The following is a 16,111-nucleotide window of genomic DNA, read 5'->3' as shown; positions in this document are numbered from 1 at the left end:
ATGCCGGTCATTGCACTGCAAGGGATTCGGGGCGGTATTGGCACCACGTCAATCACTGCGGCGTTAGCTTGGGCGTTACAGCAACTGGGCGAGTCGGTACTGGCGATTGACCTGTCACCGGACAACCTGCTGCGATTACACTTTAATATGCCCTTCGAACTGAACCGGGGCTGGGCTCGTGCAGAGCTGGATGGCAGCGGTTGGCAGCAAGGGGCAATGCGTTACGGCAAAAAACTCGATTTTCTGCCGTTTGGCCGCTTAAGCGCAGCCGAACGGGTAAAAGTACTGCAGCAACAGAGTGATACCCCACAACGTTGGCATGATTTTCTGACTCAGCTGCGTGCTTCAGGGCTGTATCGCTGGATCCTGCTGGATATTCCGGCGGGTGACGGTCCCCAGATTGAACAGCAGTTGGCGCTGGCCGACCAGGTTTTCCTGTTGCTCGGCCCCGATGCCAACTGCCATGCGCGCCTGCATCAGCAACCTTTGCCTACGGGGTGCCACCTGCTGATTAATCACTACTCCTCGGCCAGCCCGTTGCAGCAAGATCTGCATCAGCTGTGGTTACAAACGCTGGCAGGTCTGTTGCCACTGGTGATCCATCGAGATGAAGCGCTGGCGGAAGCGATGGCGGTCAAGCAGCCGCTCGGAGAGTATCGACCGGAAAGCCTGGCGGCCGACGAAGTGCTGACGCTGGCCAACTGGTGTCTGCTCAACCTGCAGGACGCCGAGGTATGAGCAGGGTATTGAGCCTGCTGCTGGTGCCTCCCGTTCACCGGGCGGTGCAACAACGCTATCGTGCTTATCGCCACGCGGGGGCCCCGGCATTTACCGCTGGCCTCACGACCCTGATAGTGGCCATCGGCTGGCTGTTGCTGCGGTTTGAGTCCCCTGGCTGGCAAAAGGTGCAGGCAGGCCAAAGCTATTGGTTCCCCCATATTTCCCCCCATCGTCCACGCCCGGCAGATGCGCTGCGTTATTTGTTGCAGGGGTTTTGGCTGCTGGTGACCCACAGTGTCCCGGCCCCGATGGGGCGCTCCTACTTTGCCGGTTGGCACCGTTTGCAACTGCGTTACGCCAACTGGTTGCAAAGCTTGCCGCAGCGCTTGCAGGGGGCTGGTATGGAGGAGCGTACGGTAGAGCGCCTTAACCGGATGAATCACCGGGTGCGCCGGGTGCTGTTTATCATTGCTGGCCTATTGGCCGGGTTGCTGGCTCTGCTGTGTATTTCCCAGCCCTTTGAACTGCCCGCCCAGTTTATTTTTGTGCTGCTGCTGTGGTGTATCGCCATGGTGGTGCGGCGTATTCCTGGCCGGTTACCCGGCCTGATGCTGATTGTGCTGTCGCTGACCGTTTCCTGCCGTTATTTATGGTGGCGCTATACCTCAACGCTGAACTGGGACGATCCGCTCAGCCTGATCTGCGGCCTGCTGTTGCTGGCGGCGGAAACCTATGCCTGGGTAGTGCTGGTGCTGGGCTACTTCCAAACCGTGTGGCCGTTGAATCGCCAGCCGGTGCCGATGCCTGCCGACAGCAACGCCTGGCCGACCGTCGATCTGCTGGTGCCGACCTACAACGAAGATCTGGGCGTGGTGAAGCCCACCGTCTATGCGGCCCTGGGGATTGACTGGCCGAAAGATAAAATCAACATCTATATTCTCGACGACGGTAACCGGCCAGAGTTCAAAGCCTTTGCCGCAGAGGTCGGAGTGAAATACATCGCCCGGCCGACCCATGAGCACGCCAAAGCGGGCAATATCAACAATGCGCTCAAGTATGCTAGCGGTGATTTTGTTGCCATCTTCGACTGCGATCACGTCCCCACGCGTTCTTTCCTGCAACTGACCATGGGCTGGTTCTTTAAAGACAAGAAGCTGGCGATGTTGCAAACGCCGCACCATTTCTTCTCGCCCGATCCGTTTGAGCGCAACCTGGGGCGTTTTCGCCAGACGCCAAATGAAGGCACCCTGTTCTACGGGCTGGTACAGGACGGTAATGATATGTGGGATGCCACCTTCTTCTGCGGCTCCTGCGCCATCTTGCGCCGTACGGCATTAGATGAGATCGGCGGTATCGCGGTGGAAACGGTGACTGAAGATGCCCATACTTCGCTGCGTCTGCACCGCCTTGGCCACACCTCGGCCTATATCCGCATTCCGCAGGCTGCCGGGCTGGCAACGGAAAGCCTGTCTGCCCATATCGGCCAGCGTATTCGTTGGGCGCGCGGCATGGTGCAGATCTTCCGGTTGGATAACCCGTTACTGGGCAAAGGGCTGAAGTTTGCCCAGCGCCTGTGCTATGCCAACGCCATGCTGCACTTCCTGTCCGGTATTCCGCGCCTGATCTTCCTGACCGCGCCGCTGGCGTTTTTGTTGATGCATGCTTACATCATCTTCGCGCCAGCCTTGGCGATTGCGCTGTATGTGCTGCCCCACATGATCCACGCCAGCCTGACCAACTCACGTATTCAAGGCAAATACCGCCATTCCTTCTGGAGTGAAATCTACGAAACCGTGCTGGCCTGGTATATCGCCAGGCCAACGACCGTGGCCTTGTTCAATCCGCATAAAGGCAAGTTCAACGTCACCGCCAAAGGCGGGCTGGTTACGCAAGAGCACGTCGATTGGGTGATCACCCGGCCTTACCTGCTGTTGGTGACACTCAATCTGGCAGGCCTGGGTTTTGGCGTGTGGCGCTTTTTCTACGGCCCGCCGGACGAGATGATGACGGTGGTTATCAGCCTGATTTGGGTGATCTACAACATGACCATCCTCGGTGGAGCGGTGGCCGTGGCGGTGGAGGCCAGGCAGGTACGGCAGTCGCATCGCGTGGAGATCGCCATGCCTGCGGCGGTAGCCCGGGCCGACGGACATCTGTTCCCCTGTACGTTGCGTGATTACTCCGACGGTGGTGTAGGTATCGAAATGCGCGTGCCGGATCAGTTGCAAGAGCATGACCAGATTGCGCTGCTGCTTAAACGTGGCCAGCAGGAGTTCAGCTTCCCTTGCGTGGTGACGCGCTCCCATGGCCGCTCGGTGGGGGTCCGCTTGGTCGAACTCTCAACACGCCAACATATCGAATTTATTCAATGCACTTTTGCCCGGGCCGATACCTGGGCACTGTGGCAAGACGCATTCCCGGAAGACCGGCCGGTGGACAGCCTGCGGGACGTACTGATGCTAGGTTTTCACGGCTACCGGCGCATGGCGGACTATGCGCCGCCAACGATGCGCAAGATCCTGGTCGGCCTGACCTCGCTGGCCACCTGGATCCTGTCATTTATTCCGCATGGCGTAGGCAGAGACCGTGCTCCTACGGCCCCAGAGACTGTGGCATAGGCTGTGTATCGTAACTGCCCGTTCGCAAGCCCGGCGAACCGGCCCCAACATTGATGATGATACGATGACGAGAAAAATAAACTGGTTTACCGCGCTGGCCTTAGGCATCAGTAGCTTATCTCAGGCGGAAACGGCCCCCACACCAGCGGCCGGCGTGACTCCGCCTGCGAGCACTGTGGCAGAAGCTCCGGCCGCCGTACCTATGGGAATGGTAGCGCCGCAAGCACCCGATGCACCGGTGCGAGATGTAAAACTGCCGTTTACCGAGGTGGCACCGCCGCCCGGCACCTTTATCTTGCGTGGCACCCGCCCAGAAGGCCAGATTGAGTTTGGCGTGCGCAGTGACGAAGTGGTTTCGCAGGCGATGCTGGACCTGGAGTTTACCCCATCACCGTCGCTGATCCCGGTGGAGTCGCACGTCAAGATCTACCTCAACGATGAGCTGATGGGTGTCATCACCATCGCCAAAGAGCAGTTGGGTAAGCCCAATCGTGTCCAGTTGCCGATCGATCCACGCTATATCACCGATTTTAACCGCATTCGCCTGGTGTTTGTCGGCCACTATCAGAACATTTGTGAGAACCCGGCCAACAGCACGCTGTGGCTGGACGTCAGCAAATCCAGTTCGCTGAGCCTGCGTTACCAGACGCTGCCGGTGAAAAATGAGCTTTCCCACTTCCCGGAACCCTTCTTTGACAGCCGAGACGATCGGCGATTAACGCTGCCGATGGTGTTTGCCGGCCAACCCGATCTTGAACAGCAGCGTGCGGCGGGGATCTTGGCCTCGTGGTTCGGCACCCAGGCGCAGTGGCGCGGTCAGTCCTTCCCGACGCTGTTTAACCGCTTGCCAAGCCAGCACGCCATCGTGTTTGCCACCAATAAACAGCGCCCGGATTTCCTGAAGGATTATCCGGCGGTCAACGGGCCGACGGTGGAAATGATCAGCCACCCGGATAACCCCTATGTGAAGCTGTTGTTAGTACAGGGCCGTGATGATAAGGACCTGATCACGGCGGTGAAGGGCATCGCGCAGGGTAATATCCTGTTCCGTGGCCAGACTCTGAGTGTGGATAAGGTTGAGCAGTTGGCCGTTCGCCAGCCGTACGATGCGCCAAACTGGGTGCGTACCGATCGGGCAATGAAGTTCAGTGAATTGCAGCAATATGCCGAGCAGTTGCAGACCAACGGCGTCGAACCTGGGCCGATCTCTCTGTCGATGAACCTGCCGCCGGATCTGTTCCTGATCCACAGCACCGGCATCGATATGCAGCTGAAATACCGCTATACCTCGCCGCGTATTGAGGATGGTTCACGCTTGAGCATCAGCCTGAACAATCAGTTTGTGCAGTCCTATGCCCTGGTGCCGGAAAATGAGAAGGGCGCGCAGCTGTTGCGTTTGCCGCTGGCTCAGGGGTTGCTCGATTCCGACAAGGCGGTCAATATTCCGGCGCTGAAGTTAGGGGCGACCAACCAACTGCGCTTTGACTTCGATTACACCACGCTGTTGGCCAGCGGTGCCGAAGGGCGTTGCGAAACCTATTCCTTGGTGCCGAACCATGCGGTGATCGACGGCAACTCCACCATCGATTTCTCCGGCTATCGTCACTTTATCACCATGCCCGACCTACGTTCCTTTGCCAACGCCGGTTTCCCTTTCAGCCGTCTGGCGGATCTGTCGCAAACGCTGGTGCTGGTGAACAAACAGCCGCAGCCTGCCCAAGTGAGCGCCTTGCTCAACGCCATGGGTAACATGGGGGCGCAAACCGGTTATCCGGCGCTGGCTTTCTCGCTGTCCGATGACTGGTCACAGGCCAAGGATAAGGACGTCGATATCCTGCTGATCGGCACCATTCCTCCGGAGCTGCGTGATGACAAGAAAATCAACCTGCTGGTAGAGGCGACGCTGAGCTGGGTGAAAATGCCGATGCGCCAACTGCCGCTGCCGAGTATGGAGGTGCAGCAGGATGACGCTAAGCCAGACAGCAAAACTACCATCAGCTCGGAAGGGGCGATGGCGGCGGTGGTTGGCATGCAGTCCCCGTTCTACGATCAGCGCAGCATTGTAGCCCTGCTGGCAGACAGCCCGAGGGGTTATGAATTGTTGAATAATGCGCAGCTAGACAGCGGCAAGCGTGCGGCGATGTTTGGTTCGGTGGCCGTGATCCGTGAGTCCGGCGTCGATAGCCTGCGCGTGGGGGATGTTTACTACGTTGGTCATCTGCCGTGGTGGGAACGTATCTGGTATGCGTTGTCGACACATCCGCTGCTGCTGGGTGCGATAGCCGCGCTGGTGGTGGTGATGGTGGCCTTGTTGCTGCGGCGTGGTCTGAAGGCCTTTAGCCGTCGTCGTCTGTCACCGGAAGATCGGGATTAATTGCCATGATGGAGATCTGTCTGCGCCGTCTGCTGCCTGGCCTGATGCTGCTGTGTGCGTTCAGCACGGCAGCAAGCTGTGATTGGCCAGCCTGGCAGCAGTACCAACAGTTTTATCTCAGCGATGAAGGGCGGGTGATCGATCCCAGCAGCCCGAAGCGCATTACCACGTCCGAAGGGCAGAGCTATGGGATGTTCTTCGCGCTGGTGGCCAACGATCGGCCTGCCTTCGATAAACTGTTGGCGTGGACGGAGAACAATCTCGCCTCTGGTGACCTGAGCGCACATCTGCCCGCCTGGCTGTGGGGGCAGGACGATGCCAAGGCCTGGAAGGTGTTGGACAGCAACTCGGCTGCCGATGCGGATCTATGGATCGCTTACAATCTGCTGGAGGCGGGGCGGCTGTGGCAAAGCCGCCGCTATCAAACATTGGGCACGCTGTTGTTGCAACGGATTGGTCGCGAAGAGGTGGCGAATATCCCCGGTTTGGGGCTGATGCTGCTGCCGGGCAAGGTGGGTTTTGTGGCCGAGGATCGTTGGCGCTTGAACCCTAGCTATTTACCACCACAGTTGTTGGCCCGCTTTGCCCAATTGAACGGGCCGTGGCGAGCGATGCAGAAAACCAGCCAGCGGTTGCTGCTGGAAACGGCTCCGCAAGGATTTTCACCCGACTGGGCCGAGTGGCAATCCGGCAAAGGCTGGCAGCCCGATCCCGTCAAACCCAATATCGGCAGCTATGACGCCATCCGCGTCTATCTCTGGGCTGGGATGTTGGCGGACGACGATCCCCATAAAGCGGCGCTGGTGAAGCAGTTCCAACCGATGGTACGCCTCACCGCTCAGTCTGGTGCAGTGCCAGAGAAGGTCGATACCGCCAGCGGGAAAACCAACGGTACGGGCCCGGTAGGCTTCTCCGCTGCGCTGTTGCCGCTGCTGGCCGCACAACCCGATGCCCTGGCGGTGCAACGCCAGCGTATTCAGGATAACCCTTTGGGTAATGACGCCTATTTCAGCGCCTCATTGCTGCTGTTTGGCCAGGGATGGGATCAGCAACGTTATCGTTTCAATCGTCAGGGTGAACTTCAACCCGCCTGGGGTAGCCAATGCGCAACTTCACACTAGGCTGGCTAAGCCTGTTTCCTTTAAGCCTGGCTCTGTTGCCGCAGGCGCAGAGTGCCCAGAGCGTTGCCCCGGAGCAATGGCTGCTGGAGCAGGTGCGCATCGGCGAAGCCAGCAACAAAGATGAGCTGGTGCGTCAATCGCTGTATCGCCTTGAGCTGATGGACCCGAATAACCCCGACGTGATAGCGGCGCGTATGCGCCTGGCTCTGCGGCAGGGTAATCAGGTCTTGGCGCAACAACAGTTGGATAAGCTGAAGGGAGTGGCACCGCAATCGCCGGTGTTTCGCCAGGCAGAAATGAATATGCTGCTGACCCAGCCGGAAACTCGCCAGAAGCTGCAACAGGCGCGCCTGATGGCGACAGCAGGGCGTTTGCCGGAGGCCAAAGCTCAGTACGATGCGCTGTTCCACGGTAATCTGCCAACGCTCGATCTGGCGGTGGAGTATTGGCGTCTGGTGGCCAGATTACCCGGCCAGGAGCAGGCAGCGATACAGCAACTACAGGCGCTGGATCGGCAATATCCCGGTAACATCACGCTGCGCATGGCGCTGGCGCGGATGCTGTTCAGCCAGGATCGCGACGCTCAGGCCTATGAGCTGTTACAGCAAGTGGCTACCGATCCCGCAGGCCGCGGTTCTGCGGCGGATTTGTGGTTGGAACAGGTCAAAGCGTTGCCGGTCAGCCCGCAGAGCGTGGCGGCGTTGAACCGTTTCCTCGGCGTATTTGAAAGCGGTGAACAGGCGCTTGGCGCACAACAGGAACTTGCCCGCCAGCGAACGCTGTTGGCCGACCCTGCCTATCGCGCGCGCATGACCGGGCTGGCGCAGGTGAATAAAGGCGGCAGCCGTGCGGCAATCCCGGAACTGAAAAAAGCGCTATCGAGTGCGCCTAATGATGCCGAAGTGCTTGGTGCGCTTGGCCTGGCCTATTCTCGCGCCGGTAACCGGCAGCAGGCACTTAGCCTGTTCCAACAGGCGCAGAAGGCGGACAAGGATAACTATGATAGCGGCAAATGGCAGAGCCTGATCAAAACCACCCGCTACTGGCTGGCGATCGATGCGGGCGACAAGGCGTTAAAGGCCAATAACCTGCCGTTGGCTCAGCAAAAATACCAGCAGGCGCGGCAGATTGATAACGGCGACAGCGATGCTTTGGTCGGCCTGGGCGATGTTGCCGTAGCCCGTAAAGATGATGCTGCAGCTGAGCGCTACTATCAGCAGGCTCTGCGCCTGGATCCGGGCAGTGGCAGCGCGGTGCGGGGTTTGGTGAATATCTACCAGCGGCAGTCGCCACAAAAAGCGCTGGCCTATCTCAATAGCCTGCCTCGTGGGCAGCAGAACAAACTGCACAGCACCCTCAACGGGCTGCAACTGGACATGCTCAAACAGCAGGCTGACGAACTGGCCCAGCGCCAGCAGTGGCCAGAAGCGGCGGAAAAGTACCGGCAGGCGCACCAGAAGGATCCTGATGACGTCTGGCTGACCTATCACTATGCGCAAACGCTGCGTCAGGCCGGGCAACCGCAGCAGGCTGACGTGCTGATGCATCAACTGGCCGCGAAAAAGTCAGGCGATCCGCAGCAGGTTTACGCCTATGCGCTGTACCTGGCTGGTAGCGATCGTGACAACCAGGCGTTGGCCCAGTTGAATACATTGCCCAAAGCGCAGTGGAACGACGGGATGCGTGATATGGCCCAGCGCTTGCAGATGCAGGCCACGCTCGATCATGCCGAACGGCTCCGAACTGCCGGTGATGAACCCGCAGCAATCGCCTATCTGCGCCAGCAGCCCCCGGCAACGCGCATCGACCTGACCTTGGCAGATTGGGCGCTGGAGCGGGGAGAGTATGACGAGGCGCTGGCGGATTATCAGCGGGTACGTGCACGTGAACCGAATAATCCGGATGCGCGTTTGGGGGAGATTGAAGCCTATGTGGCACAAGGTCAGCTAAGCGAGGCCCGCCAACGGCTGCAAACGGCACCAGCGCAACCGGACGAGTCGATCAATGGCCAGCGCCGTGTTGCCAATGCCTGGACGGCAGTGGGCGAACCGCAGAAAGCGACCGATATCTTCAAGCAGCTAAAAGTGGCCGCCCAGAAAGAGCCGCCGGGGCAGGCTAAAGCCTTGGTGTATCGGGATGCTGCGAGGCTCGAGCAAAAGCAGTTGCAACCGCAACCGGCGCAGCAGGATTATCGTCAGGCGATGGTGGCCAGCGGCATTGCGCCAACGGTGCCCGAGGATGAGGATAATGACGGTTATACCCGTCTGACCCGCAATAACGCGACGGATGATTGGCTAAAACGCGGCATCCGCTCCGATGCCGCCGATCTTTATCGCCAACAGGACGTCAGGGTCACGCTCGATCACGACTACTGGCGTTCGAGCGGCACCGGTGGCATCTCGGACTATCAGGCGCATGACACCATGTTGCAGGTGGATATGCCGCTGTATGATGGCCGGGCGTTCCTGCGTACCGACACCGTCCAACTGAACGCGGGCAGTTTCTCGACCGATAATAACGGCAAGTACTTCGAAACCTTTGGCACCTGTAACACGCAGGGGTGCCGCGGTGACGAACGGCAAAAAACCACCGGCACCAGCGTGGCGGCCGGTTGGGCTAACGACCATTGGCAAACCGATATCGGCACTACCCCGATGGGATTTGAAGTGGTGGACTGGGCCGGCGGCGTGGCCTATAGCGGTGACTGGAACCATATCGGTTGGACGCTGGGTGCCTCGCGACGGCCTATTACCAGCTCGCTGTTGGCCTTCGGCGGGACGCGAGATCCGAACACCGGCACTACCTGGGGCGGCGTGCGTGCCACCGGTATCAATCTGAGCGCCAGCTACGATCGCGGTGAAGCCAACGGCGTGTGGGCCGATCTCAGTGCTCATCAGCTTACCGGCCAGAATGTCGAGGATAACCAGCGCCAGCGCTTGATGGCCGGTTATTACTATAAGGTGATAAACGAAGATAACCGCCGCGCCACCGTTGGGTTGAGCACCATGCTCTGGCACTATCAGAAAGACTTGAGCGGTTACTCCCTTGGGCAGGGGGGTTATTACAGCCCGCAGCAATATGTTTCACTGGCGGTGCCGGTGAACTATCGCCAGCGCACGGAAAACTGGTCGTGGGAAGTGGGGGGCTCGGTGTCGATCTCGCACTCGAAAACCAACGATGAAAAACGCTATCCCCTGCAAGGGCTGATCCCAGATTCCCTGCCAGACAGAGACGCGGTGGAAAGCGGTGGTTCCTCCTCCGGCGTGGGCTATACGCTGCGAGCCCTGATCGAACGCCGCCTCAGTTCCCATTGGACGCTTGGGGCCGGCATCGATATTCAACAGGCTAAAGACTATACCCCGAGCCATGCGTTGATTTATCTGCGTTACTCGCTCGCCGGTTGGCAGGGCGATCTCGATCTGCCACCACAGCCGCTAACGCCATACGCCGACTTCAAGTAACGTGATATTGGTCGATTCGTGGTGTCGCCCACAGGGTAGTTTTGTTACCCTGTGGCTATTCCGGCTAGGATAATACCGAAACCCGCGCTTTTCCTGCTGCTACCAGGCGGTTGGTAAGGTAAACAGGTGGGGCAATCGAGTATACTCAAGCCGCTTATCCAGCAAGCAATATTTCCCCTTACCCAGGCCCTCCTTGCAGGAACTGATACGGAGCTGCGGTCAGGCACAAGAGTTAGGTTTTAGCACATTCAACCCCTTCTCCCTTTAGGAGAGGGATAGGGTGAGGGGCGTCATTGATTAATCTAGGAGTGCAGGTTTTTGCGGGTCAGGCGTTCATTAACGATTAAGCAGATGGCGGCGGTGTCTGGTGTGGCACTGGTGACGATCTGTATCTTCATCGTGATCCAGCTATTCCACTTTGTGCAGCAGCGCAGAGATGACTATGCCCAGCAGTTGGAGAATATGGCCCAGGCCGTGCGTCAGCCTCTGGCAGAAGCCGTGCTGCGCATGGATGTGCCGGAAACCAAACGTGTGCTCAACGCTCTGCAGCCTGTGGGGATCCTCACCCGAGCGGATATCGTCCTGCCGAACGAGTTTCAGGCTTTGCATGCCAATTTCCCGCCGGAACGCCCGGTCCCTGCGCTAGTAGCGCGTATCTTTGAGCTGCCGGTACAGATTTCGGTGCCGCTCTATTCGCTTGAACGGGTGCCTGCCAATCCTCAGCCGCTGGCCTATCTGGTGTTGCAGGCCGATTCGTACCGCATGTATCAGTTTATCCTCAGCACGCTATCGACCATGCTGTCGACCTATCTGCTGTTGGCGTTGATCCTGTCGATCGCCGTTAGCTGGTGCATGAACCGGCTGCTGGTTTATCCGTTGCGAGCCATGGCGCGTGAACTGGAAAATATCCCTCAGGAAGATCTCCCTTATCACCAACTGATGTTGCCTGCCCAGCATCAGGACGATGAATTAGGTTTGCTGGTGCGCAATTACAACCGCAACCAGCAAGCGCTGGCCAAGGCGCATACCGCCATGAACCGCCTGAGCACCCATAACGCGATAACCGAATTACCCAATCCGGTGTTGTTTGCCGCGCTGCTTGAACAGCATATTACTGCCAGTATGCGGCCACCGCGCTTTAATCTGCTGGTGGTGGGGATCGAAACCCTGCATGAAGCCTCCGGCGTGCTGAACCCGTCAATGCGTGAAGCGCTGTTGCTGACGCTGGCAAAAAAACTGCGGCAGGTTATCGGTGTGGACTGCGTGCTGGCGCAGCTGAGCAATGCCGAGTTTGCCATCCTGGCGAAAAATATCGAGCAGCCCATTCACGCCATGCAGTTGGCCAGAAGAGTGATGGCGGCCATCAATGCGCCGCTGAACCTGCAACAGAAGATGCCGCTGCGGCCAAGCGCCAGTATCGGTATTGCCCATTATCCCAATCCTGGGGAAAGTGCGGAGCAACTGCTGCGTAGCGCCACCTCGGCCATGATGTCGGCGCATCGTGAGGGTAAAAATCAAATTCTGTTCTTCGAGCCTTGCCTGACCGAAAAAACCCAAAAGCGTCTGACGCAGGAAAGTGAGATCCTGCTGGCCATTGAACAACGTCAGTTTGCACTGTTCCTGCAACCGCAGTGGGATATGCAAACCAATCAGGTGACCGGCGCAGAAGCCCTGCTGCGCTGGCAACTGCCCGACGGCCAGATTATCCTCCCGGCGGATGTGATCCCGCTGGCGGAGGAGTTGGGCGTGATAGTACCCCTAGGGAACTGGGTGCTGGAAGAGTCATGCCGTATTCTGGCCGCGTGGCAATCCCAGGGCATCACGTTGCCGTTGGCGGTAAATATTTCGCCGATCCAGCTGCAGCATAAAGACTTTGTGCCTCAGCTGAAACGGTTGCTGGACGAGCACCAGCTCGACCCGCATAAACTGCTGCTGGAAATCACCGAGACGGTGCGTATCCACGACCTTGATGGGGCGCTGGAATTGCTACGGGAATTGCATGATTTAGGCGTATCGATCGCCTTGGATGACTTTGGTATGGGCTATGCCAGCCTGAATTACCTCAATCGTCTCAAATCCCTGCCGATCGATCTGATTAAAATCGATAAAAGCTTTATTGATGGCCTGCCGGAGGACGATGCGATGGTGCGGATTGTCAGCTCGATTTCCGAGGTGCTTCATTTGCCGGTGATGGCGGAAGGGGTGGAAACGGCGGTGCAGCGAGACTGGTTGTTACAGCACGGCATTCGAACTGGCCAGGGTTTCCTGTTTGCCAAGCCCGTGCCCCGCAAAGAGTTTGAAGCGCAGTTTGCCTCTGTTGCCAAGGCGTGAGCTGGTTTACCTGACGCTGAGTTTTTATCCCCCGCCTGGTACTTTTCGGGCGGGAGTGTCCGCCTAATTTCCCAGTCAAAAAACCGTTTCAAGCGCTACCTATTCTGAGTTAATGCAAAGAAAAGCTTACGTAACGCAGGAACTTGCACACTGACTGACGCGTTTCAGCTCTTAAATTCACACCAATATGCCTGTACAACAGCAACAATTTATTTCCATGTTGTTATGGGGGTGTTATTTTCCGCGCAAGCGATAAACAGGACGGACGATTGATTGCCCGCCTGCCGCGTTGTCTCCCCCCAAAGGATGTGCTAATGAAAACAACTATATTTAAGAGCCTCTATTTTCAGGTGTTAACAGCGATTACGCTGGGGATCCTGCTTGGCCATTTCTACCCTGACCTTGGTGCCCAGATGAAACCCCTGGGTGATGGATTTGTTAAATTAATCAAAATGATTATCGCTCCGGTGATCTTCTGTACCGTGGTGACCGGCATCGCGGGCATGGAGAGCATGAAGGCCGTGGGCCGTACCGGGGCGATTGCCCTGCTGTACTTTGAAATCGTCAGTACCATTGCGTTGCTGATCGGCCTGGTGATCGTTAACGTGGTGCAACCCGGTGCCGGGATGAACGTCGATGCGGGAACGCTGGATGCCAAAGCGGTGGCAGTCTATGCCGAGCAGGCTTCGCAGCAGGGCATCGTGCCTTTCCTGTTGGATATTATCCCGGGTAGCGTGGTCGGAGCCTTTGCCAGCGGCAACATCTTGCAGGTGCTGCTGTTTGCGGTGCTGTTTGGTTTTGCCCTGCATCGCCTGGGTGAGAAAGGCCAGGTGATCTTTAACGTCATTGACAGCTTCTCCCGCGTCATTTTTGGCATCATCAATATGATCATGCGCCTGGCGCCGCTGGGTGCCTTTGGTGCCATGGCGTTCACTATCGGCAAATACGGTGTGGGTACGCTGTTGCAACTGGGCCAGCTGATTGTCTGCTTCTATATCACCTGCGTGCTGTTTGTGGTGGTAGTACTGGGTTCGATTGCCCGTTACAACGGTTTCAACATCTTCAAATTTATTCGCTATATCAAAGAAGAACTGCTGATCGTACTGGGTACTTCGTCTTCCGAATCGGTGCTGCCACGCATGCTCGATAAAATGGAAAATCTGGGGTGCAAGAAATCGGTGGTTGGTCTGGTGATCCCGACGGGCTACTCGTTCAACCTTGACGGTACCTCTATCTATCTGACGATGGCGGCGGTATTTATCGCCCAGGCAACCAACACCCATATGGACATCATGCATCAGGTGACCCTGTTGGTGGTGCTGTTGCTCTCCTCGAAAGGGGCGGCAGGGGTGACCGGCAGTGGCTTTATCGTACTGGCAGCAACCATTTCGGCAGTAGGGCATTTACCACTGGCCGGTCTGGCGTTGATCCTCGGTATCGACCGCTTCATGTCCGAAGCCCGCGCCTTGACCAACCTGGTCGGTAACGGTGTGGCGACGGTAGTGGTGGCCAAATGGTGTAACCAACTGGACGAGAAGCAGCTGCAAGACGTGCTGAATAACAGAACAGATAAGGTTGTTACTGACAAAAAGCTGCCTTCTGCCTAAGTTTTTTCCTGCTTTCTACATCGGCTGCCATCGCAGCCGATGTCATTTTCCCTTGCTTCTTGTTCATTTTTTCTCCATAACACCCTACAGCTATTATTTTTCACTGTGATGAGTGACATCCGCCAAGGCGCGCGGTCTAACAGAATGGTACACTTTGTGCTTTCCGCCCTACGGTGAAACTCAGGGTGTGATCGTTGCTGTGCCACGCACAGTTCAGGCCGTACTCGTCAACATCGCGGCGGGACGATGCCTTATATTCCAATGAACGGAATATCCGTATTTGCATAAAAAATTGGCTAGTCATTAAGTAGGGGTTCACATGCAGGGCACCAGAATTCGTCTTTTAGTGGGTGGGCTGCTGTTGGTTGCGGCCAACGGCAGCGTGCACGCTGAAGCGCTACAACCTGATCCTGCCTGGCAGCAGGGGCAGCTGAATAACGGTTTTTCTTGGCAGATCCTTGATACACCACAGCGCCCGAGCGATCGCGTTGAGTTAAGGTTGATGGTCAATACCGGATCGCTGGTGGAGTCTGCCCAACAGATCGGTTTTGCCCATCTGCTGCCGCGTATTGCGATTACGCGCAGCGAGAGTTTTACCCAGCCGCAGCTACAGTCGCTGTGGCAACAGAGCGTGGACAGTGAACGGCCATTGCCGCCAGCCATCAGCTCTTATGATTTCACTATCTACAACCTGAGCCTGCCCAATAACCGCCCCGATCTGTTGAAAGAAGCGCTGGCCTGGCTGGCGGATACCACGGGTAAACTGGCTATTGATGAGCCAACGGTAGACGCGGTGATGAACGCCAAGATGGATCCTATCGGTATCTTCCCGCCGGATCCCAAAGACAGCTGGTGGCGTTATCGCCTGAAAGGCTCAACGTTGCTGGCACACGATCCGGGCCAACCGGTCAAACGGCCGGTCAATATCGAGCAACTGCAGAAATTTTACCAGCAGTGGTATACCCCGGACGCCATGACGTTGTACGTCGTGGGTAAAGTTGATAGCCGTAGCCTGAGTGAACAGATCAACAAGGCATTCTCGCCTCTCCAAGGCAAGCGTGAAGCGCCGGCAACCATGCCAACCCTGACTCCGCTACCGCCGCAGCCTGTCAGTCTGATCAGCGATCAGGTGAAGCAGGATACGCTGTCGATCATGTGGGATACGCCATGGCATCCGATTCGCGATTCGCAAAGCCTGAGCCGTTACTGGCGCAGTGATATGGCCCGTGAAGCCCTGTTCTGGCACATTCAGCAGGTGCTGCAAAAGAGCGAGCAGAAAAACATCAAGCTGGGCTTTGACTGCCGGGTGCAGTATCAACGCGCCCAGTGTGCGATCCATCTGAATTCACCGAATGATAATCTGAACAGCGGCCTGGCCTTTATTGCTCGCGAATTGGCTAATGTGCGTAACAACGGCCTGTCTCAGGATGAGTTCAATGCCTTGCTGGCACAGAAAACCGATCAGTTGAGCAAACTGTTTGCTACCTATGCCCGCACCGACACCGACGTGCTGATGAGCCAGCGTCTGCGTTCACAACAAAGTGGCGTGGTAGATATCGCTCCGGAGCAATACCAGAAGCTGCGTCAGGCTTTCTTGTCGTCGCTGACGCTGGAATCGCTGAATCAGGAACTGAAGCTGCAACTGTCGCAGGATGCCACCTTGGTGCTGTTACAGCCGAAGGGGGAGCCGGAGATGAATATGAAGCAGCTACAGGAAACCTATAACGGCATCATGGCACCAGCACCAGCCGTGGTGAGCGAAGAGCCAAAACCGGCGGACGCGGCTACCGCAGCACCGGAAACCAGCACTCAGTAATCATTGCCCCTCACCCCAAACCTCTCCCACAGGGAGAGGGAGCTGGTCCGGTGCTGTGGTCAT

General features: G+C 57.4%; 8 protein-coding genes. All 8 read left to right on the top strand.

Going from position 1 to position 16,111, the window contains the following annotated elements; translation table 11 throughout:
- Complete coding sequence (gene bcsQ, locus N6G83_RS40955; RefSeq protein WP_024527791.1) at positions 1 to 738, top strand: cellulose biosynthesis protein BcsQ; 738 nt, start codon at positions 1 to 3, stop codon at positions 736 to 738.
- A complete protein-coding gene (gene bcsA / locus N6G83_RS40950) occupies positions 735 to 3,338 on the top strand; it encodes a UDP-forming cellulose synthase catalytic subunit (protein ID WP_211135535.1) in 2,604 nt (867 codons plus the stop codon). Before bcsQ ends, bcsA begins: the two co-directional genes overlap by 4 nt.
- 64 nt (positions 3,339 to 3,402) lie before the next feature.
- Positions 3,403 to 5,712, top strand: a complete 2,310-nt coding sequence (bcsB, locus tag N6G83_RS40945; RefSeq protein WP_211135536.1) for a cellulose biosynthesis cyclic di-GMP-binding regulatory protein BcsB — start codon at positions 3,403 to 3,405, stop codon at positions 5,710 to 5,712.
- An 8-nt stretch (positions 5,713 to 5,720) separates the two neighbouring features.
- Positions 5,721 to 6,833 carry a cellulose synthase complex periplasmic endoglucanase BcsZ gene (gene bcsZ / locus N6G83_RS40940; RefSeq protein WP_211135539.1) on the top strand — a complete coding sequence of 371 codons (1,113 nt, stop codon included), beginning with the start codon at positions 5,721 to 5,723 and terminating at the stop codon, positions 6,831 to 6,833.
- Positions 6,815 to 10,294 carry a cellulose synthase complex outer membrane protein BcsC gene (bcsC, locus tag N6G83_RS40935; RefSeq protein ID WP_211135537.1) on the top strand — a complete coding sequence of 1,160 codons (3,480 nt, stop codon included), beginning with the start codon at positions 6,815 to 6,817 and terminating at the stop codon, positions 10,292 to 10,294. The genes bcsZ and bcsC overlap by 19 nt, the downstream gene beginning before the upstream one ends.
- A 318-nt stretch (positions 10,295 to 10,612) precedes the next feature.
- Positions 10,613 to 12,625: a biofilm formation regulator HmsP gene (gene hmsP / locus N6G83_RS40930; protein ID WP_211135538.1), complete on the top strand. Its 2,013-nt coding sequence runs from the start codon at positions 10,613 to 10,615 to the stop codon at positions 12,623 to 12,625.
- A 314-nt stretch (positions 12,626 to 12,939) separates the two neighbouring features.
- Entirely contained in the window at positions 12,940 to 14,232 is a 1,293-nt protein-coding gene (locus N6G83_RS40925; protein ID WP_024527797.1) for a dicarboxylate/amino acid:cation symporter, read from the top strand.
- A gap of 319 nt (positions 14,233 to 14,551) precedes the next feature.
- On the top strand, positions 14,552 to 16,048 hold the full coding sequence (locus tag N6G83_RS40920; protein WP_024527798.1) for a M16 family metallopeptidase: 1,497 nt from the start codon (positions 14,552 to 14,554) through the stop codon (positions 16,046 to 16,048).
- The last annotated feature ends 63 nt before the right edge of the window (positions 16,049 to 16,111 follow it).

The organism is Serratia sp. PL7, assembly GCF_945957435.1.
This window is presented reverse-complemented; position numbering and strand designations above follow the sequence as displayed.

Excerpts from the sequence above, each read along its gene's own strand:
- bcsQ (WP_024527791.1), top strand. The coding sequence starts at position 1 with ATGCCGGTCATTGCACTGCAAGGGATTCGGGGCGGTATTGGCACCACG.
- bcsA (WP_211135535.1), top strand. The coding sequence starts at position 735 with ATGAGCAGGGTATTGAGCCTGCTGCTGGTGCCTCCCGTTCACCGGGCG.
- bcsB (WP_211135536.1), top strand. The coding sequence starts at position 3,403 with ATGACGAGAAAAATAAACTGGTTTACCGCGCTGGCCTTAGGCATCAGT.
- bcsZ (WP_211135539.1), top strand. The coding sequence starts at position 5,721 with ATGGAGATCTGTCTGCGCCGTCTGCTGCCTGGCCTGATGCTGCTGTGT.
- bcsC (WP_211135537.1), top strand. The coding sequence starts at position 6,815 with ATGCGCAACTTCACACTAGGCTGGCTAAGCCTGTTTCCTTTAAGCCTG.
- N6G83_RS40925 (WP_024527797.1), top strand. The coding sequence starts at position 12,940 with ATGAAAACAACTATATTTAAGAGCCTCTATTTTCAGGTGTTAACAGCG.
- N6G83_RS40920 (WP_024527798.1), top strand. The coding sequence starts at position 14,552 with ATGCAGGGCACCAGAATTCGTCTTTTAGTGGGTGGGCTGCTGTTGGTT.